Genomic DNA, 18,200 nt, shown 5'->3' on the forward strand with positions numbered 1-18,200 from the left:
ACTAATTTAGTGATAGCTAATTGAAGTCGCGGTTCTGCGAGTCAGTGCATGCGTCTGAAATTCATCAAGCCCATGGAACCCGAACTGGTCGACACGCCGCCGATGGGCGATGATTGGATTCATGAGATCAAATTCGATGGCTACCGCACCCAGGTCATCAAGGATGATGACGGGATTCGGCTGATCACCAAGAACGGTTATGATTGGACGGGCCGCTACATCCAACTTGCCGGTGAGGCGGAAGCGATCGAGGCGAAAGACTTCATCATCGACGGCGAGACCATTACGATCAATGAGGCTGGCCTATCCGACTTCCATGCGCATCAATCAGCCGCGACCAGCCGCAAGCCGTCGCGCGATCTGTATCTGCCAGCATTCGACCTCTTGCATCTGAACGGGCATGACTTGCGGAACACGCCGGTGGAAGACCGTCGCGAGATCCTCCGGGCGTTGATCCCGGACGGTGGCCGAATCCAGTTCAGCGAAGCGATGCCGGGCACTGGCGACGCCGTCTTTCATCTGGTCGACCAGGCTGGGCTTGAAGGTATCGTTTCAAAGCGGAAGGGCAGTAAGTATCGGTCGGGTCCGACGACGAACTGGCGCAAGATCAAGTGCTATGCCGAAAAGGAGATGGACATCATCGGCGTGCAGCGCGAGGCCGGCAAGCCTGCCATGGTGCTGATGGCCGACAAAGGCCACTATGCCGGCGGCGCCTTCGTCACCTTCAAGGCGGACAAGCGCCAGCGCCTATGGGACCGCGTGCAAGGCAAGATGGGCGGGCCGGCGCCGAAAGGGCTCAAGAGTGACAAGGCCGAATGGCTAAAGCCGGGCCTGGTCGGCCGCGTGCGGTTCCTGAAGGGCGAGGAGAAGCTTCGCCATGCCAAGCTGCTGGATTTCCGGGAGGAGACTTAGCCCGGAGGCTTGTCCCGGGGCTGTGCCGGTCCTGTCCCGTTCCACTGGATGAACTTCGCCCTCTGGCCGGTGATGGTCTCGATCGACTTCAACAGGGGTCCATGGACCTTACGTAGAGCTTGGTAGTGCTCGCCGTGGTACGCCAGGAGCGGCCCGACGATGCTCTTGTGCAGCGCTTCGGCTGCCGCCAGGAAGCGCTCGATTTCAGCCCGGGAAAGTTGTTCCGAAGGTTTGGTTCTGGCCACTGGCGCTCTCCATTGAGGGGTCGCCGCAACGAGGACTATAATCCTACATGCCGGACTGCCTGACAAGAGGGCTCGCCGGCCTTACCCCGCAGGTAGCAGTAGGGCGACGGCGCCAAGCGCAGCCATCAGGAGCAGCCACCAGCAAAGATGAGCAACGGCAGGCCCGGCGACCTCCTTTGGCACACGGGACAAACAAGAAGGTCGCCGAGCCTTACCGGCGCTGCTTTGTGAGGGAGACGACGCCGGATGAGATGAGAGTATGCGATCGTGCTAATCTCTGCGAACCATGCGAACGAAGGAAGCCTTGTGGCACCGACGTTGAGATCAAGGTCGGCGGGGCGCTGATCGCTGCGGCAGGATTCTTCCAAAGCGGTAGTGAGTCCAGAGCGGAACATTAGCGTCGGCTAACGGTTAATTCGGCAGTGTTCCGAACCGTGATTGGTAGAGCGATGGTGACGTTTCATCTTGTCTATTTTTCCGGCCTGACGGCAGACCAGCTGCTAGGCAGCGCCGTTTCTATCCTGGCGTGTTTGCTGCTTTATAACGCTCTGGCTTCGGACGCCTGACTGATAGGTCGGCCAGCGGCCCGGCATCCTTGGCAGCCGGCGATTGCGATCCCGATGCCAACTTCAAGACCTATCACGAGGCCAAAGACAAGCTTGCCGACGAAATCAATGGCGAGGGCCGGACAGGACGCCACACGTCCAGGCAGGGCTCTCTGAGGGCATTGGCGATGCCCGTTGCCTCAAGGTGGCGAGTTTTCGTTAATAGGCCTCCGCGCTGGGCAATCTGTTCCGAGAGCTTCTGTGATGCCTCTATGACGCGGCAAACCTTGGAAAAGGTTTCCGTGGCAGGACCGGGGTACGATTCTAACCAACTAGGGCTGTATAGGCCACTAGCGCCCGACGATCCGGCTAATCATGTCGTCGTCAGGTGCGCTGTCGGTGAATTCCCGTAGGAGCGCCTTCGCGTGGTCTACCCAATGCTCTTCAGCCAGGTTCAGCTCCCGAACGGATCTCCTGAAGGTCTCGCACACCACATCGAAATCGAAGGCGTCAATGCTGTAGCCTTCCTCGTCATGGTCCATCGGCAGCTCCCCCAATGGGGGAAACTGTACGGAATCGTACGAAGCAAGTGCAAGGGCATTCAAAAGCAATTGGCTGATGCCGCCCGATCGTTCCACAATGTGTTGCTAATATGCAGCACCGACTGAATCTCCGATCAGCGGCACTTGTGGTTGGTTCCAACAGCTGCACGTTGACGGCAAGATGCCAAAGCCAACGACATGCGGGCGACGAAGATGGACAAGCGACAAAACACAAGAAATGTTGAGTTGGTCGGTCTTCTGGCCGTGCCGTTGTCAGTTTTAATCACGCTGCTGATAGCTGGAATGATCCTTTGCTGAAATGTTTGAGTGGCAAAAGGCTGGGGCGGCGGGTTTTTCCCCTTTGAAAGAAGTCACGATGTCCCAATCCGTCGAACCCCCGATATTGCCAGAGGATAGCCCAGACCGTGAGGTGAACTGTGAAGTCGCATTAGAAGCCGCGTTTGCGGCCTTGGTGACTGCGTCAGAAGCGCAAGGTTGGACGCCACAGGAAACGGCTGCAACTCTTCTTAAAATCGCGACGGGGCATGCCCACCGGGTTGAGGCCGCTGCGGCCCCAGCCGGCTCCCGTTCTGCGGCCACATCCTGATCTCATAATGACCGTCAAGGCCGGACGACGGGTATTTCTCATGTCGGCCTTCATTGTAAGTTCCGGTACTTCGGAAGGCATCCTCGATGTCGACATGCTCCATAGGTATGAAGAGCTACCAGCACGCTTGTAATATTGCTTTTGATCGCTTCGATGTGGTCGACGTTCCGACCGTGGCACGTCGATGACTATGAACTCGGCGTTTTGGTCGGCATTCGATGCAAATCCAGCGACACGGATACCGTCGTTTTTCGGATGCAGTAGATCCCCAACTGCCGAGCTTACGACCGAAGGGGCTACAGGTTCGGGATTTGGCTCAAGCGCAGTTGCGCCGTCAGCCCCGTCACTGTTCTTACGGCAGCCAATACCGAACACCAAAACTCCAGCATGGCAGTTCCCGGCTTTGTATCCCGGCTCTACGGCTACCCGCGTCAGCCTTTTCTATGGTAGCCAGTGAGTTCTTACAGAACCAATCCTAAGCATTTCAATTTGGTGCGGACGACGGGAATCGAACCCGTACGATCAGAGATCGAGGGATTTTAAGTCCCTTGTGTCTGCCATTTCCACCACGTCCGCAGGCCAGCCCTTTTCAGACGCCAGCGAAAACCCGTCAAGCCATCTTTTGCCGAGTGTCGAACTCATGAAAGGTGGTTCGTGATTTCAAAACAATTGGTTGTGGCGAAAATCTCAGTCGCCGAGAACGCTCAGAATTTGTAGCTGAGATTGATACCGACCGCGTTCAGCTTCACATCCTGATCGCGATCGTTGAAGGGTTCCGCCACGTCATAGTGCTCGGAGCCGAAATCGTAATAGCGATATTGCGCGCCGACGATGAATTTGTCGGTCAGCGCGTAGTCGACGCCGGCACCCAAGGTCCAGCCGACATTGGTGCGTGTGCCGGCGAACGACGCGCCCGCGACTTGCGAAGTTTCGATGCCGGCAAAGGCGACGCCGCCGACGCCGTAGACCAGCACGCGGTCCATGGCGAAGCCCGCTTTGGCGTCGACAGATCCGAACCACTTGATGTCCGTGCGGAATGTGCTTCCAAGGCCTGATACGGCCGTACCGTCGACGGCGGAATAATTGAGCTCCGCCTCGGCGCCGAGCACTGCCTGGTCGAACTGCCACAGGCCGGCGACATGGGCCCCGACGAAACCGCCGTCAATGTCGGGCGAGATGGAAAACGGCGCGCCTTCCGTCACTGATATGTCGGACTGGCCCCAGCCGTAGCCGGCCTGCAGGCCGGCATAGTAGCCGGTCCAGTCGAAGCCTGGTTCGGTCATCGGCACCGCCATCGGGTCGGCGGCGAATGCCGGCGCGGCCAGAGCAATCAGAAATCCGGCACTGGCAATCGTCAGACAGCGCATCGAGTTCTCCGAAAAGGCGGTTCAGAAGGCGCCTTGTCGGAAGGTAATCCTATTCGCCGCAAAACGGAACCCATTGTTCAACAATCGGAATGCACCCGTTGCTGCGCTGGGTGCTCTAGCTGGGGGCGCTATTTGGCGTCAATGAAGTCCAGCGCCGCCTGACTATATTCGTCCGGCGCCTGCAGCATGGCGAAATGACTGGCGTTGGGCAGGATGATGAGCTTGGCGCCCGGAATGACGGAGGCCATGTATTCGGTGTGTTCGCGCTTGATCGCCTCGTCATGGTCGCCGGCAACGATCGCGGTCGGCGTGGTTATCTTGCCGAGCTGTTCCTTGGTCCAGGCCGGCTCCGACTCCCACATGTGGCTGATCTGCGCCACGAAGTCATCGTACTGGTCGGGAGTCTTCGACAGTTTCTTGTAGTCGCGGCCCGAGCGGTCGATGTAGGCGGCAAAGGTCTTGTTGGTCAGCACACCCGGATCGACGCCATCGGTGGTGACGTTGGCGGCCTGCGCAAAGAGCCGTGTCAGCCGCTCCGGATGATGCAGCGCGATGTCGATGCCGATAATGCCGCCGTCGCTCCAGCCGACAAGAGCGGTCTTGTCGATCTTGAGATAGTCGAGCAGCGCAAGATAGTCCGACGCCATGAGGTCAGCCGTAAGGCTGCTCGGTGCGGGCAGAGCGGCCATGGCCGCGGCTGTCGGCGATGATAACCTTGTGCGTCTTGGACATGGTCGCCACCTGGCTTGCCCAGATGTCGCCATGGCCAAGGCCGCCATGAATCAGGAGAATCGGATCACCGGCGCCGAAAACGGCATAGTACATCTGAATGCCGTTGACCGGCGCATATCCGCTCTGATCCGGTTTGGGCATCGCCGCCGGCTCCGGCAAGGTCTGCCAACGCTCCTCGGCGGATGCAAAGCCGGACGAGATCAGGAACAGGGTGACGAAGGCGAATGCTTTCAGGAACCGGATCATGACTTCACCTCAGGAGGTTTCGGGCTCATCACAACAAAAACCCGCCTCGCGGCGGGTCGTCGGCGCAAATCAGCACCATCGCCAGAATAGTAGCATAAGTGCCGGCACAAGCCAAACTGAATGACTGCACCGTTGATGCTGTCGTCGGGGTGAACAGGTGCAGCGCATCCGCCCGGGCGAGTTCTCATTGACCGGATTTCGTCCGCAATCGCTGGTCAAAACGTTGCCGGCTTGGCACAGTCGGGCAAACAGGAGTCTTTCATGGCCAAGCAGCCGTCGGCGACGAAACCCAAGCCCTGGACCGAGATGGCGACGCATCTGGTCGACGTCGCGACGGGGCGCAAGCCTGCCGATCTCGTCATTCGCAACGGCCGCTGGGTGAACGTGCACTCCGGCGAAATCATAGCCGGCACCGACATCGCCGTTGCCGGCGGCCGCTTCGCCTATTGCGGGCCGAATGCCAGCCATGCCATCGGCCAGGGCACCAAGGTGGTCGACGCCGGCGGCCGCTATCTCGTGCCCGGCCTGTGCGACGCGCACATGCATGTCGAGAGCGGCATGGTGACCGTCACCGAGTTCTGCCGCGCCGTGATCCCGCACGGCACCACCTCGATGTTCATCGATCCGCATGAGATCGCCAACGTGCTGGGCCTGCCCGGCGTGCGGCTGATGCATGACGAGGCCGTCGCCATGCCGATCAACGTGCACGTCCAGATGCCGTCCTGCGTGCCGTCGGCGCCGGGTCTGGAGCATGCCGGGGCCGAACTGACGGTCGCCGATGTCACCGAGGCGATGACCTGGGAAAACATCATCGGGCTCGGCGAAGTGATGAATTTTCCCGGTGTCGTGGCCAACGATCCGGTGATGTCGGGCGAGATCGCCGCCACGGTGCGAGCGGGCAAGACGGTCGGCGGCCACTATGCGTCGCGCGATCTCGGCCTGCCGTTCCATGGCTATGTCGCCGGCGGGCCGGAGGACGACCATGAAGGCACACGCGCCGAGGACGCAATCGCCCGTGTGCGCCAGGGCATGAAGGCAATGCTGCGGCTGGGCTCGGCCTGGTACGATGTTGCCTCGCAGATCAAGGCGGTGACCGAGAGCGGTCTCGACCCGCGCAACTTCATCCTGTGCACCGACGACAGCCATTCCGGCACGCTGGTGCATGAAGGCAATATGGACCGGGTGGTGCGCCACGCCATCCAACAGGGATTGAAGCCGGTGACGGCGATCCAGATGGCGACGCTGAATACCGCCCAGCATTTCAAGCTGGAGCGCGAGATCGGCTCGATCGCGCCGGGACGGCTGGCCGATCTGCTGATCGTCTCCGATCTTGCCGCCATGACCATCGACGAGGTCTATGGCCGCGGTATCAGGCTGGCCAAGGGCGGCAAGCTCGAGATCGACATCCCGGCCTATGATTACCCCAAATCGGCGAAGAACACCGTCAAGCTCGGCAAGAAGCTGAAGCCAGGCGACTTCGACATTGCGGCGCCCAAGGGCGCCAACGAGGTGCGGGTGCGGGTCATCGGCGTGATCGAAAACCAGGCGCCGACGCGGGCGCTGGAGGCCGACCTGCCGGTCGAGGACGGGCTGGTCGCCATGGACCGCCGCAACGACATCTGCCAGATCGCGCTGGTCGAGCGCCACCGCGGCACCGGCGGCGTCACCAATGCCTTCGTCTCAGGCTTCGGCTATATGGGCGACTGCGCCATTGCGTCGAGCGTCGCACATGATGCCCACCACATCATCTGCGTCGGCACCAACAAGGAAGACATGGCGCTGGCCGTCAACCGGCTGGGCGAGGTCGGCGGGGGCGTGGTGCTGTTTTCGAAGGGCAAGGAGCTTGCGCTTGTCGAAATGCCGATCGCCGGGCTGATGTCGGACGAGCGCGCCGAAATCGTGGCGGCCAAGGCCGAGAAACTCACCGAAGCAATGCGCAAGATGGGCTGCTCGCTCAACAACGCCTACATGCAGCACTCGCTGCTGGCGCTGGTCGTCATTCCGGAGCTCAGGATTTCCGATGTCGGCCTGATCGACGTGACGACGTTCCAGAAGGTCGGTTTGTTTATCTGAGATCAGCCCCGGTGCTTGGCTCTCATCCGCCGGTGGCGATGGTCAGCACCTTGAATGGCGTGGTGATGATGATCTCGGCGACGGATCCGACTGCCTTGCCGAGGCCTCGGCCGAGATTGTCGATCTGGCCCTGCGTGGGTTCGTCCGATGCCAGGCCGGCTGGAGCGCGCAGACGGTCGCCGAGCAATTGCACCAGGAACGGGTTGTCGGCGAATTTGGCGTGGTTCAGGCGGTCGCCGCCCTTGATCTGGCTGAGGTCGGCCACAACGACGCCGTAACTGGCAATGTCGGCGGCGTTGCCGTAGTCGCCGACGCGCGGCTTGTCGCCGGATAGCAGGCTGGACAGTCTCAGAGCACGGTCGTCGGCGGAAAGCAGGATGACGAACGGCCTGTCGGGCTTGCCGTAGCGGATCATCTGCTTCTTGAAGACGTCGACATCGATATCGGGCGATGCCAGGACGACACGGCCGAGCTTGCCGTCGAGATCGCGGTCGCCGGTGATGGCGAGCTGGCGCAGCGCTTCCATCGTCACCCAGGTTCCCATCGAATGCGCGATGATGTCGATGCTCTTGACCTTTGTCTTGGCGAGCATCCTGAGCGTCGCCTCGAGGTCGTCGCGCGCGGCGTTGGCGCTGTCCTTGTCGTAGATATAGCCCGTGGTCTTGCCGCTCGAAGCCCACGAAAACAGGATCGGCGTGCCGGGATATTCGGTGTCGTGGGCGATCTGCGTCAGCCGGTAGACCCCGTCGTCGAAGCCGTTGTTGAAGCCGTGGACGAAGACCAGCGCGCGGTCGCCATTCATGGTGATGTTGGCACCGACGGCCTTGGCGAATTGCGAGGCGTCGCCATAGTGGACGACGTCGGTGGCGGTGAATTGCTTGGCCGGGTTCGAATTTGCCGAGCCCTTGGCGCGCTCGATGGCGCCGACCTGGTGGACCTTCGGCACGGTGACGTCGACGCGGGCGTAGCTGGTGGTCAGCGAGCGATCGCCATCGAACACCTGGCGTGGGTCCTTGGTCGCCTGCTTGCGGGTGGTGGCGACGAAGATTTCGTGGGTGGCCGCGATGTCGGAGGCAGGCACCGAAACCGTCGTCTTGTTCAACAGGTCATGGGTGTTGGGGCCGGCGCAGCCGGCGGCAGCGAGCGCGAACGCAAGGACCAGGACAGTCTTCCAACGCTCGTTCACGCGGGCTCCCGCTGGCGCATTGGCGCCGATTTCAATGTCGTAGAGGCAGAGACCGGCCCGGTCCAGTTGAAAGTGATCGGGCCGAGCGGCATTCGCGACCTCACGCGCGACGGTCGCCGCAAGGCGACAGCCTCATTGTCCGAGCGCGCTGATACGGTCGGTCACCGTCTGGTCGCTGGCAAAGCCGTCATCCTCGCGCAGCCGCTGGCCGATCATCTTCACCAGTTCGGGATTGTCGGCGAATTTGGTGTGGTTGAAGCTGTCGCCTCCCTTGACCTTGGAGAGGTCGACCACGGTGACGCCATAAGCGGCGAGGTCGGCGGCATCCTTGTAGTCGCCGACGCGTGGCCGCGAGCCGGCGATCAGGCCTGAGAGCCGCAGCGCCCGGTCGTCGTTGGAGAGCAGCAGGATGAACGGCTTGTCCGGCTTGCCGTAGCGGCGCATCTGGCTCTTGAAGACGTCGACGTCGATGTCGGGAGAGGCCAGCACGACATCGCCGAGCTTGCCGCCGAGATCGCGGTCGCCGGTGATGGCCATCTGGCGAAGCGTTTCCATGGTCACCCAGGTTCCGAGCGAGTGGGCGACGATGTCGATGCGCCGCGCGCCGGACTGCTGCAGCATGCGCAATGTCACCTCCAGCTGATCGCGGGCGGCGCTGGCGCTTTCCTTGTCATAGACATAGTCGGTGGTTCTGGCGCCCGATGCCCAGGAAAACAGCACCGGCGTGCCGGGATAGCCGGAATCGTGGACGATCTGGGTCAGGCGGTAGACCGCGTCGTCGAAGCCGGTGTTGTAGCCATGCACGAAGACCATGACGCGGCCGCCGCGCGCGGCGATGTCGGCGTTGAGCGCGCTTGAGAATTGAGGCTGCGCATCGTAGCCGACGACCTCGGAAGCCATGAAGTATTTCGCCGGGTCGTTCGACTTGCCGCGCGAGCGGCGCTCGATCTGGCCGGTCTGGTGGACGCCGGGAACGGTGACGGTGACGCGGGCGTAGTTCAGCGTCGCCGAGCGTTCGCCGTCGAAAACTTTGTTGGGATCGTCGGATTTCTTGCGTGTGGTGGCAATGAAGATCGAGTGATTGCCCGAGATTTCGGTCACCGGCGTGGACATGACGGCGCTGCCGAGCAGTTCCTCGGTTTTGCGGCCGCCGCAGCCGGCGATCAACAGGGCAAGTGCAAGAATGCAAATCGTCTTCAAACGCACGTCAAAAATTCCACTCCGGCCAAAAGGCCCATATACCCCCGCGGCACCTCCCGGACAGTGAGAGTGCGGCAGAAGTAAGTCGTGTCCAGCCGAAATGTGGTCAGCGTCGAGCCACGGTCATCGCACTGTTGCGCGAAAGCCAGAATGGCGGCAGGAACGCAGGGATGTTGGAGAAGGGCAATACCTCGGGCTTGAGCCTGATGCCGAGCACATCGCCCATGAAGGCGCGGCGCGCCTCGATGCGGCGCCATGCCTCGGGATAGCGGGCCGCGATCTCCTCGCGCAGGGACTCATCGGCAAGCGCGATACCGTCTTCGATGTTGGTGGTGAAATAGCTGGTTCCGGTCGCCGGAATGATGTCGACCTGCAGCGCCATGCCCGATTGCAGCTTGATGTCCGAGCCGGAAAACACCGGCGAATGCATCCATTCGTCGATATGGACGAGATGGCCGGGATTGAGCGAGACGCCGAAGAACGGGTCGCCTATGCGGTCATGCACGGCTTTCCAAAGCGCTCCGCCGGCAACGCCTATGCCGATGGTCTCGTACCAGTCGACGACGGCGGCGAAATAGGGCGCAACCAGCTGTTCGACATAGTCGCTTATCTCGCGCGGCAGTTCGGCCGCGCTCTCGACCAGGAAGCCGGCGCGGGCGTTGAGCGAGCCCTGGATGCCATAGGCCATGGTGACGGGATCGCCGCGCTTGATGATGTCGAGGCGCGGGCTAGGCAAGCCGTAGGGCGCACGCCTGCCGGCGGACAGCATCGGGTGGCAGCACAGGGGCAGGCCGTTGATCCCCATCAGCCGCGCGGCCTGCAATTCGCTCATGCCGGGCTCAATATTCCCAAGCACGTTGCGCAGGCCCTGCGAGGAAAAGGTCGCGGCGAATTCGAAGGACGCCAATTGGTCTGCCTCGTTGATGGCGCGTAGGCCGTCGGATGGGTTCATCAACAGGTTGGCGGCGTTGACCACCGCGCCTCTGTCGCCGGCCAGTGTGCGCAGCGTATCGGCGATGAAGGACGGCAGGTCGAGCGTCGTCTCGCCAACGCCGCCATCGCCGGGCCCGAACGGCTTCCAGCCGATGGCGCCGATCTTCTGGCCGGCTTTCAGGCCGCAGGCGGCAAGCGTGTCGGCAAGCGAGGCGGAGCGGTCGCGTGGCTGCGCCGGCAGCGAGAAGGTCTGGTAAAGGACGCGCTCGTAAGGCCCGTCGCAGATTTCGGCATAGCCCCAACCCTCATTGCCGACGAGAAGTTTTGGCTGGCTGCCGGGGACGATGACCAGCAGCGTCTCCTCGAAACGCGGATCGTAACCACTGAGATGGGCGACATTGGCCGCGTGCTCGCGGTCGCCATAGACGGCGAAGGCATCGAGCCCGGCCTCGGCGCCGCGCGCCAGCAGAGCCTCGATGCGCGCTTCGTAGGTCCGCCGCTGAACCAGCGGCATCACTGTTGGCTCGCCGAATTCAGGCAGGTCTACGGTCTTCAGGGCGACAGCCGAAACAGGCATGAAGATGGCTCCAATGGATTTCCTGCTGGCGCGCCAAAGCGGCCGCGCCGCATCGGTGGCTGCAAACGGCGAATTGTGCAATAGGCTTCGCCTTCGAACCATTCGATCCAGAGGTGACGGCGCCATGAACAGTTTCTCCTCCCGTGTCGCCACCGCCGCAGCCGCGATCCGCGAGATCTTTCCCGAAACGCCGCTGCAGGAAAACGACTATTTGTCGAAGAAGACGGGGGCTCGGGTGCTCTTGAAGCGCGAGGATCTTTCGCCGGTGCGCTCCTACAAGATCCGCGGCGCCTTCAACTTTTTCCGCAAGGCGCTTGCCGCCGGCAACGAGGCCGAGCTGTTCGTCTGCGCCTCGGCCGGCAACCATGCGCAAGGCTTTGCCTTCGTCTGCCGCCATTTCGGCAAGAAGGGCGTGGTCTTCATGCCGGTGACGACGCCGCAGCAGAAGATCGACAAGACGCGGCTGTTCGGCGGCGATTTCGTCGAGATCAGGCTGGTCGGCGACTTCTTCGACGACTGCTACCGCGCCGCCTTCGAATTCACCGAAAGTTCCGGCGCGCATATGGTGCCGCCCTTCGACCACAAGGACATTATCGAGGGGCAGGCGACGGTCGCCTATGAGATCGCCGACCAGATGCCGGGCGCGCGCATGCCCGACATCATCATGCTGCCGGTTGGCGGCGGTGGCCTGGCGGCCGGGGTGACGCACTATTTCGCCGAGCAGCAACGTGACGCGCGCTACGTCTTTTGCGAACCGGCCGGTGCGCCGAGCCTGCATCAGAGCCTCGCCAGCGGCAAGCGCGTCCGGCTCGCCAATGTCGACAATTTCGTCGACGGCGCGGCGGTGGCCGAGATCGGCCGCGAGCCGTTGCGCCACCTCAAGGAGTTCGCCGCTCAGGCGGTGCGGCTGATCCCTGAGAACCGGCTCTGCGCCACCATGATCGAGATGCTCAACATCGAAGGTGTGGTGCTGGAGCCGGCCGGTGCCTTGGCGATCGACGCGTTGAAGGATTTTTCGCGCAAGGAAATCCGCGGCAAGACCATCGTCGCGGTGGTGTCGGGCGGCAATTTCGATTTCGAGCGGCTGCCCGACGTGAAGGAGCGGGCGCTGCGCTTCGAGGGGCTGAAGAAATACTTCATCATCCGCTTTCCGCAGCGGCCGGGCGCGCTGCGCGACTTCCTCGAACTGCTCGGTCCCGACGACGACATCGCGCGCTTCGAATATCTGAAGAAATCGGCGCGCAATTTCGGCTCTGTGCTTATTGGCATCGAAACCAAAGACCGGCGAAACTTCGATTTGCTGAGGGCGAATTTCGAGGCCGAGGGCGTCCACTATCAGGACATCACCGACAACGAGACCCTGGCCGGGTTCATCATATGAGCGGTACAGCCTGCCACCCGAAGCTCGAAGAGCGAAGGGTGGTCTTCGTCGCGCTGTTTTCCGGCATCAATGTCGGCGGCAACCGCATCGTCCAGATGGCGGAGTTGCGGGCGTTATTCGAGGCGCTAGGCTTCACCGATGTCGCCAGTTATGTGCAGAGCGGCAATGTCGTGTTCCGGACCAAGAAGGGCGACGCCGCCACGCTGGCGAAACAGATCGAAATGGCGTTCGAGAAAAAATGGGGCTTTCACTCGCGCATCATGGTGCGCGATCTCTCCTGGTTCGAACGGTTGGTGAAGGAGAATCCTTATCCGGAAGTCGCCGGCGATCCGACCAAGCTTCACGCCTACACGCTGGAGCGCCAGCCGACGGCGGACGAGATCGCCAGGCTTGCCGAAAAATGCACCGGCCCGGAAAGCTTCGAGGTCAGGGACGACGTGCTCTACCTCAAGGCGCCGGACGGGCTCGGCAAATCGGTGTTCGCCAATCTCATCCCGCGCGTGCTGAAAGTGCCCGGCACCGCGCGCAACTGGCGGTCGGTGCTGGCGCTGCTGCAGATGGCGCGTTCGCTTTGAATCGCTTAGATCTGCGTTGCGGTTGCGATGCTAATTAAGTCTCGGCTAAACAGTTGTTTTCTCCAACAATTTCCGATTTTCCGGCCTGGGCAGCTTAATGAATATTGCATGTCTGTGCTATGCTCTTTCCGACTGCATTGGGGAGTTTCATGAAACGTCTGCTTCTCGCATCCACTTTCCTGATTTCGGCTTGCGGCGCGACGTTCGCCGCCGACGTGATTGAGACCGTACCGGCAGGGTTTGTCTGGTCGGGTGGCTATGTCGGCATCAACGCCGGCTATGGCTGGGGACGCGGTGACGCGGTCGACCAGACGGATTCCTTCTTCGACGAGGAGCTTGGTCAGACCCATGACGTCGATACCGACGGCTTCCTCGGCGGCGTTCAGGCCGGTTACAACTGGCAGTCTGGAGCATTCGTCTATGGCGTCGAAGCCGATCTGGGCTATCTCGGCCTCGATGGCGACAGGACTATCGTCGAAGAGCCCGACAATTTCGGATCGGCGAAACTGGGCGTCTATGGCGATCTGACGGCACGTCTGGGCTACGCCACCGACAGGCTGGTGATCTACGCCAAGGGCGGCGCGGCGGCGACTCACTACAAATTGAGTTATGGCGATACTTTCGATTTTGACGGGGTGCCCGACCCGGACAGCAGCGCATCGAAGAGCGGAGGCCGCTTCGGCTATACGATCGGTGGCGGTGTCGAATGGGCCTTCGCCGACAAATGGACCACGAAGCTGGAATACCAGTACTTCGACTTCGGTAAGGTCCGTTTGACAGATATCGAGGGCAACGACGCAAAGGTGAAGATCGACGCCCATACGATCAAGATCGGCCTGAACTACAAGTTCTGATCGATCCGTCGTTCCGACGGTTCAGATGGCGTCGCAACCAAGTGACGCCATAACGTCGCCCGGGGCTGGCAGCTTCCGGCGTTCGGCGTTGCGGCTGACAGCAGATCAGGTCGCCGGAGCCTGCTTCCACTCGAAAGTCAGTTCCTCGCGGAAGGCAAAGCGCTTGATGTGATCGGCAACAACGCTCTCCATGCGCTCCAGCGATCCGCTTTCCTCCGTCGACACCGTGATATGCAGCGCTGCCGCATCGGCATCGAGAACCGTGCGGCCGAGCGACAGATCGATGGTGCCGTGGTTTGGATCGAACACGACGGGAAATTTGTGCGCCCAGTGCTTGCACAGCTGCTGCAAATAGCGGCTGGCATATGCGGTGGTGACATCGGCACGGCTGGTCGGCATAAATGAATTCTCCTGGATGAGGCACTGGCTTTGCTTGGCTGGCGCGACAGGCAGGTAAATAGGTGCCGTTGGTCGAAATGGCAAAGGCGGCCGGCTTGTCGGCGCGGCCGCCTCGCTCAAGATGGCGTGATCGCTACCAGGTGCCGGTGTTCGGCATCGATGCCCACGGCTCGGCCTTGGGTTTGGCCGGGCCCTTCTGCAGCAGTTCGAAGGAGATGCCGTCCGGCGACTTGACGAAGGCCATGTTGCCGTCGCGCGGCGGCCGGTTGATGACGACGCCATTGTCCATCAGATGCTGGCAGGTGGCGTAGATGTCGTCGACCTCATAGGCGAGATGGCCGAAATTGCGGCCGCCCTTGTACTCCTCCGGATCCCAATTGTAGGTCAGTTCGATCAGCGGCGCCTTCTCAGTGATGCCGCTTTCTACATCCTCGGAGGCGGCGAGGAAGATCAGCGTGAAGCGGCCCTGCTCGTTTTCGTAGCGGCGCACTTCCTTCAGGCCGAGCTTGTTGCAGTAGAAATCGAGCGAGACATCGACGTCGGCGACACGGACCATTGTGTGGAGGTAGCGCATGGGATTTCCTCGGGGATGTTTGGGTTGCGAGGCAACATAAGGTCCACCCCGTCGGAGGGCAACGAGCATCGGACTGGAAAAGTGATCACCGGTTTTTGGAAAATCAGGTTGCTCTGACAAAAGCGTCCGACCACAAGTGGTTGCCGATTTCGGCAAAATCCGATGCAAATTGCCGACCGGTTGACGGCCTTGACGGATCGCCATTGCAGCCGGCAGCGACGCCGGCAAACAACAAGTCAGCTATTCCTGTATTCAACCGTGAAAAAAGGCACGGCAGGTCTTGCACACCCCGGAAGCGGCGGTGTTAATCTAATGTCAAGAATCACTTGCGGTTTTCTTGAAAAAAGGGGGCGTTCTTATGGGGGATAAGGCCTCTTTCACGAGGCGGGATGAGAACCTTGACGACGCCCTGAAGCGCGACAGTGGCGGCGATAGCGCCGACCTTGTCGAAATCGCCGGCGCCATCAAATGGTTCGACGTGGCCAAGGGCTACGGTTTCATACTACCCGATGACGGTTCCTCGGGCGACATCCTCCTCCATGTCACCTGCCTTCGAAAGGACGGTTTTCAGACGGCATTGGAGGGCGCGCGTGTCGTGTGCCTTGTCAAGCATGGCGACCGTGGTTTGCAGGCTTTCCGGGTGCTGTCCATGGACACCGCCACCGCGGTCCATCCGGCCGAGATGCAGGAACAGCGCACCCATGTGGCGGTGACGCCGGAAAGCGGGCTCGAGCGGGCGCTGGTTAAGTGGTTCAACCGCACCAAGGGCTTCGGCTTTCTGACGCGCGGCGAGGGCACCGAGGATATCTTCGTCCATATGGAGACGCTGCGCCGCTATGGCATCACCGAGCTCAGGCCCGGACAGGTCGTGCTGGTGCGTTTCGGACGCGGTGACAAGGGCCTCATGGCTGCCGAGATTCACCCTGATATGGGCACCTTGCCGGTCGCGCATTAGGACGCGAGCCTTCCTGAGGAAGTCAGGACGGCGTTTTTCTTGGTTTCACCACGATCTTATCCGAATACCTGAGACCACTTTTAGGGATCATGGTCTTTGGTCGAGGATTTCCAATGGCGTACAGGAACTGGCTGACAGCGGGCGCGCTCTGCGTCATCGTTGCGGTAGCCGCAGGCGCTTACTTCTATTCCGGGCAGCCGACCGCATCCCAGCAGACGATCGCCGGCGGTCAGGCGATGATCCTTCCCGTCGATCCGACACCCTTGGTCGTGGCGACGAAAGGGGGCGATAAATCCTTTTCGATCGAAGTCGCCGACACCGACTCGGAACGCGAGGCCGGCCTGATGTATCGCCAGGATATGGCCGACAATCATGGCATGCTGTTCGTCTTCGAGATGCAGAAGCAGGTCGGCTTCTGGATGCACAACACGCCGATGCCGCTCGACCTGATCTTTGTTGGACAGGACGGCAAGGTCCGGGCCGTCAAGCACGGCACTCCATTGTCCGATGCAGTCATCTCGCCGGGTGTGCCAGTGCGCTTCGTGCTGGAGCTCAAGGCCGGCACCGCCGCCAAAAACGGCATCGACTATGGCGATCTGCTGCGCCATCCGGCCGTCGGCACGGTGTCCGGCCCCGGCATGCCGCCATCGGACAAGGGCAACGCGCCCACGCCCGGCGCCGGCTGAGCCGCTCCCGATGCAATTCTTCTCCCATGACGGGTTCGACTTCGCCTTCCTCGACCGCCAGCCGGCGTCGGGGGCGGGCGATCCGGTGCTGATGATCCACGGCTTTGCCTCCAGCCACTATGTCAACTGGGTATCGCCCGGCTGGTTCAAGACGCTGAACGATGCCGGCTATCGCGCCATCGCCTTCGACAATCGCGGCCACGGCTCGTCGTCGAAAAGCTATGACGAGGCCGACTACACCCCGGCCAAGATGGGCTCGGACGCGGCGGCCCTGCTCGACCATCTTGGCATCGGCCGCGCGCATGTCATGGGCTATTCGATGGGCGCGCGCATCGCGGCGTTCCTGGCACTGTCGGATCCCGACAAGGTGGCGACGCTTGTCTTCGGCGGGCTCGGGATCGGCATGGTCGACGGCGTCGGCGACTGGGATCCGATCGCCGAGGCGCTGCTGGCCAACGATCCGGCCGCCACCAGCCATCCGCGCGGTCGCTCGTTTCGCGCCTTTGCCGATCAGACGCGCAGCGACCGCCGCGCGCTGGCCGCCTGCATCGCCACGTCGCGCGAACTGCTCAGCGAAGACGACATGACGCGCATCGCCCAACCAACGCTGATTGCGGTCGGGACGACAGACGATATCGGCGGCTCGCCCGACGAGCTCGCCGCGCTGATGCCGAACGCCAAGGTGTTTCACATAGACGGCCGCGACCATATGCTGGCTGTGGGCGACAAGACCTTCAAGCAGCGGGTTTTGGAGTTTTATGCCGAAAATCCGCTTTAACCGGTAAGCGATTTTCGGGCGATATGGATTGGGCGGCCGGCGAGGGGTGGCAAACAATGGCACAATGGGGAAGAAGCGCCGACGCTCTGCCGGGCTCCGTCGTGACAAGCAAGTTCGGCAAGCGTTCCGTCATCCTGGCGCTGCTCGCCTTCGGTGCCGGTGTGATAGCGCTGACCACAATGGTGGCGCTGCCGACCCACGCATCCGAGCGTGCCCAGAACATCGCCACGGGTTTCTTCATGGCGGTTTTCCTGCTGGCAGGGCCGTTGGCGCATATTGCCGGATTGATTTTCGGGCTGATGGCGCTGGTGCGTTCGAACGATAGCCGCGCGCTTGGGGTCGTCGGCATCCTGCTCAACGGCGGCTCCCTGGCGGTTGGCTTCCTGCTGCTTGTGGCAATGGCATCGACGATAGGCGCTTTCACCTGATCGGGGACGAGTAATGGCCGGATGGGGAAGAAGCACGATAGCAATGCCCGGCGTGGTGGGGCGGAGCAGCTTGGGCAAACGCTCGGTGATCCTGGCCCTGCTGGCGTTCGCAATGGATTTTGCGGCGGTGGTCACGCTGGCGTTGATGCCAGGCGAGGCGTCGCTGGCCGCTCAAAACGTCCTCGGCGGGGTTTTTCTGGTGGTGTTTCTCGTTGCGGCGCCGCTGGCGCACATCACCGGCGTGGTTTTTGGCTTGATGGCACTGGGACGTTCAAACGACAATCATGTCCTCGGCATCGTGGGTATCCTCCTCAACGGGCTATCGTTGGTGATCGGCCTGTTCTTTGTTTGGGCGGCGACCAAGTCCGTTGGCGCCTTCAGGTGATCGATCTTCGTCTGGCTTGC

Annotated in this window: 18 protein-coding genes, 1 tRNA gene and 1 pseudogene; 10 read left to right on the plus strand and 10 right to left on the minus strand. The window is 61.6% G+C overall.

What is annotated here, in order from left to right; all coding sequences use genetic code 11:
* Positions 1-48: 48 nt before the first annotated feature.
* Positions 49-912 (plus strand): ATP-dependent DNA ligase, encoded by an 864-nt coding sequence (locus ACYG9R_RS24460; protein ID WP_023708468.1) that lies wholly within the window; start codon positions 49-51, stop codon positions 910-912.
* On the opposite strand, the gene ACYG9R_RS24465 is transcribed toward ACYG9R_RS24460, so the two are convergent.
* The 5 genes and pseudogenes from ACYG9R_RS24465 to ACYG9R_RS24485 form a co-directional block, all read right to left on the minus strand.
* Positions 909-1,157: a hypothetical protein gene (locus ACYG9R_RS24465; RefSeq protein WP_023695401.1), complete on the minus strand. Its 249-nt coding sequence runs from the start codon at positions 1,155-1,157 to the stop codon at positions 909-911. The genes ACYG9R_RS24460 and ACYG9R_RS24465 overlap by 4 nt on opposite strands.
* A gap of 895 nt (positions 1,158-2,052) precedes the next feature.
* On the minus strand, positions 2,053-2,244 hold the full coding sequence (locus ACYG9R_RS24470; protein ID WP_023667524.1) for a hypothetical protein: 192 nt from the start codon (positions 2,242-2,244) through the stop codon (positions 2,053-2,055).
* Between the two features lie 1,097 nt (positions 2,245-3,341).
* A tRNA-Leu gene (locus tag ACYG9R_RS24475) sits at positions 3,342-3,427 on the minus strand.
* Between the two features lie 128 nt (positions 3,428-3,555).
* On the minus strand, positions 3,556-4,218 hold the full coding sequence (locus tag ACYG9R_RS24480; RefSeq protein WP_023695400.1) for an outer membrane protein: 663 nt from the start codon (positions 4,216-4,218) through the stop codon (positions 3,556-3,558).
* Positions 4,219-4,346: 128 nt separating this feature from the next.
* A pseudogene (locus tag ACYG9R_RS24485) lies at positions 4,347-5,196 on the minus strand (alpha/beta fold hydrolase).
* Between the two features lie 261 nt (positions 5,197-5,457).
* Between ACYG9R_RS24485 and ade the strand changes: the two are divergent.
* On the plus strand, positions 5,458-7,269 hold the full coding sequence (ade, locus tag ACYG9R_RS24490; protein WP_023822948.1) for an adenine deaminase: 1,812 nt from the start codon (positions 5,458-5,460) through the stop codon (positions 7,267-7,269).
* A 22-nt stretch (positions 7,270-7,291) separates the two neighbouring features.
* Here the strand turns inward: ade and ACYG9R_RS24495 are convergent, their stop codons facing one another.
* The 3 genes from ACYG9R_RS24495 to ACYG9R_RS24505 form a co-directional block, all read right to left on the minus strand.
* Entirely contained in the window at positions 7,292-8,455 is a 1,164-nt protein-coding gene (locus tag ACYG9R_RS24495) for an alpha/beta hydrolase (RefSeq protein ID WP_023734424.1), read from the minus strand.
* Positions 8,456-8,587: 132 nt separating this feature from the next.
* Positions 8,588-9,661 carry an alpha/beta hydrolase gene (locus ACYG9R_RS24500; RefSeq protein ID WP_023822947.1) on the minus strand — a complete coding sequence of 358 codons (1,074 nt, stop codon included), beginning with the start codon at positions 9,659-9,661 and terminating at the stop codon, positions 8,588-8,590.
* Positions 9,662-9,761: 100 nt separating this feature from the next.
* Positions 9,762-11,165 carry a hypothetical protein gene (locus ACYG9R_RS24505; RefSeq protein WP_031199025.1) on the minus strand — a complete coding sequence of 468 codons (1,404 nt, stop codon included), beginning with the start codon at positions 11,163-11,165 and terminating at the stop codon, positions 9,762-9,764.
* A gap of 124 nt (positions 11,166-11,289) precedes the next feature.
* Between ACYG9R_RS24505 and ilvA the strand changes: the two genes are divergently transcribed.
* From ilvA to ACYG9R_RS24520, 3 genes are all read left to right on the plus strand, one after another.
* On the plus strand, positions 11,290-12,546 hold the full coding sequence (gene ilvA / locus ACYG9R_RS24510; protein WP_023822945.1) for a threonine ammonia-lyase IlvA: 1,257 nt from the start codon (positions 11,290-11,292) through the stop codon (positions 12,544-12,546).
* Positions 12,543-13,121: a DUF1697 domain-containing protein gene (locus tag ACYG9R_RS24515; RefSeq protein WP_023691202.1), complete on the plus strand. Its 579-nt coding sequence runs from the start codon at positions 12,543-12,545 to the stop codon at positions 13,119-13,121. Before ilvA ends, ACYG9R_RS24515 begins: the two co-directional genes overlap by 4 nt.
* 149 nt (positions 13,122-13,270) lie before the next feature.
* The gene (locus tag ACYG9R_RS24520; RefSeq protein ID WP_023691203.1) at positions 13,271-13,975 is read left to right on the plus strand and encodes an outer membrane protein; all 705 of its coding nucleotides are present in this window, start codon (positions 13,271-13,273) and stop codon (positions 13,973-13,975) included.
* Positions 13,976-14,080: 105 nt separating this feature from the next.
* Here ACYG9R_RS24520 and ACYG9R_RS24525 read toward each other — a convergent pair whose 3' ends face one another.
* Positions 14,081-14,374: a DUF2218 domain-containing protein gene (locus ACYG9R_RS24525; RefSeq protein ID WP_023744840.1), complete on the minus strand. Its 294-nt coding sequence runs from the start codon at positions 14,372-14,374 to the stop codon at positions 14,081-14,083.
* Between the two features lie 133 nt (positions 14,375-14,507).
* Positions 14,508-14,948, minus strand: coding sequence for a VOC family protein (locus tag ACYG9R_RS24530; RefSeq protein ID WP_023681520.1), 441 nt, complete (start codon positions 14,946-14,948; stop codon positions 14,508-14,510).
* Between the two features lie 358 nt (positions 14,949-15,306).
* Between ACYG9R_RS24530 and ACYG9R_RS24535 the strand changes: the two genes are divergently transcribed.
* The 5 genes from ACYG9R_RS24535 to ACYG9R_RS24555 all read left to right on the plus strand — a co-directional run bounded on the left by ACYG9R_RS24535 (position 15,307) and on the right by ACYG9R_RS24555 (position 18,180).
* Positions 15,307-15,903 (plus strand): cold-shock protein, encoded by a 597-nt coding sequence (locus ACYG9R_RS24535; RefSeq protein WP_027050415.1) that lies wholly within the window; start codon positions 15,307-15,309, stop codon positions 15,901-15,903.
* A 113-nt stretch (positions 15,904-16,016) separates the two neighbouring features.
* Positions 16,017-16,589: a DUF192 domain-containing protein gene (locus ACYG9R_RS24540; protein WP_023681518.1), complete on the plus strand. Its 573-nt coding sequence runs from the start codon at positions 16,017-16,019 to the stop codon at positions 16,587-16,589.
* Positions 16,590-16,599: 10 nt separating this feature from the next.
* Positions 16,600-17,367, plus strand: a complete 768-nt coding sequence (locus ACYG9R_RS24545) for an alpha/beta fold hydrolase (protein WP_023681517.1) — start codon at positions 16,600-16,602, stop codon at positions 17,365-17,367.
* Positions 17,368-17,468: 101 nt separating this feature from the next.
* Positions 17,469-17,795 (plus strand): hypothetical protein, encoded by a 327-nt coding sequence (locus ACYG9R_RS24550; protein WP_352852918.1) that lies wholly within the window; start codon positions 17,469-17,471, stop codon positions 17,793-17,795.
* A 70-nt stretch (positions 17,796-17,865) separates the two neighbouring features.
* On the plus strand, positions 17,866-18,180 hold the full coding sequence (locus tag ACYG9R_RS24555; protein WP_023822943.1) for a hypothetical protein: 315 nt from the start codon (positions 17,866-17,868) through the stop codon (positions 18,178-18,180).
* Positions 18,181-18,200: the final 20 nt, after the last annotated feature.

It is taken from the genome of Mesorhizobium sp. RSR565B (genome assembly GCF_054719465.1).

Coding starts and splice junctions, on each gene's coding strand:
- ACYG9R_RS24505 (WP_031199025.1), bottom strand. CDS start 11,165: ATGCCTGTTTCGGCTGTCGCCCTGAAGACCGTAGACCTGCCTGAATTC.
- ACYG9R_RS24545 (WP_023681517.1), top strand. CDS start 16,600: ATGCAATTCTTCTCCCATGACGGGTTCGACTTCGCCTTCCTCGACCGC.
- ade (WP_023822948.1), top strand. CDS start 5,458: ATGGCCAAGCAGCCGTCGGCGACGAAACCCAAGCCCTGGACCGAGATG.
- ACYG9R_RS24540 (WP_023681518.1), top strand. CDS start 16,017: ATGGCGTACAGGAACTGGCTGACAGCGGGCGCGCTCTGCGTCATCGTT.
- ACYG9R_RS24460 (WP_023708468.1), top strand. CDS start 49: ATGCGTCTGAAATTCATCAAGCCCATGGAACCCGAACTGGTCGACACG.
- ACYG9R_RS24515 (WP_023691202.1), top strand. CDS start 12,543: ATGAGCGGTACAGCCTGCCACCCGAAGCTCGAAGAGCGAAGGGTGGTC.
- ACYG9R_RS24480 (WP_023695400.1), bottom strand. CDS start 4,218: ATGCGCTGTCTGACGATTGCCAGTGCCGGATTTCTGATTGCTCTGGCC.
- ACYG9R_RS24535 (WP_027050415.1), top strand. CDS start 15,307: ATGGGGGATAAGGCCTCTTTCACGAGGCGGGATGAGAACCTTGACGAC.
- ACYG9R_RS24520 (WP_023691203.1), top strand. CDS start 13,271: ATGAAACGTCTGCTTCTCGCATCCACTTTCCTGATTTCGGCTTGCGGC.
- ilvA (WP_023822945.1), top strand. CDS start 11,290: ATGAACAGTTTCTCCTCCCGTGTCGCCACCGCCGCAGCCGCGATCCGC.
- ACYG9R_RS24530 (WP_023681520.1), bottom strand. CDS start 14,948: ATGCGCTACCTCCACACAATGGTCCGTGTCGCCGACGTCGATGTCTCG.
- ACYG9R_RS24525 (WP_023744840.1), bottom strand. CDS start 14,374: ATGCCGACCAGCCGTGCCGATGTCACCACCGCATATGCCAGCCGCTAT.
- ACYG9R_RS24470 (WP_023667524.1), bottom strand. CDS start 2,244: ATGGACCATGACGAGGAAGGCTACAGCATTGACGCCTTCGATTTCGAT.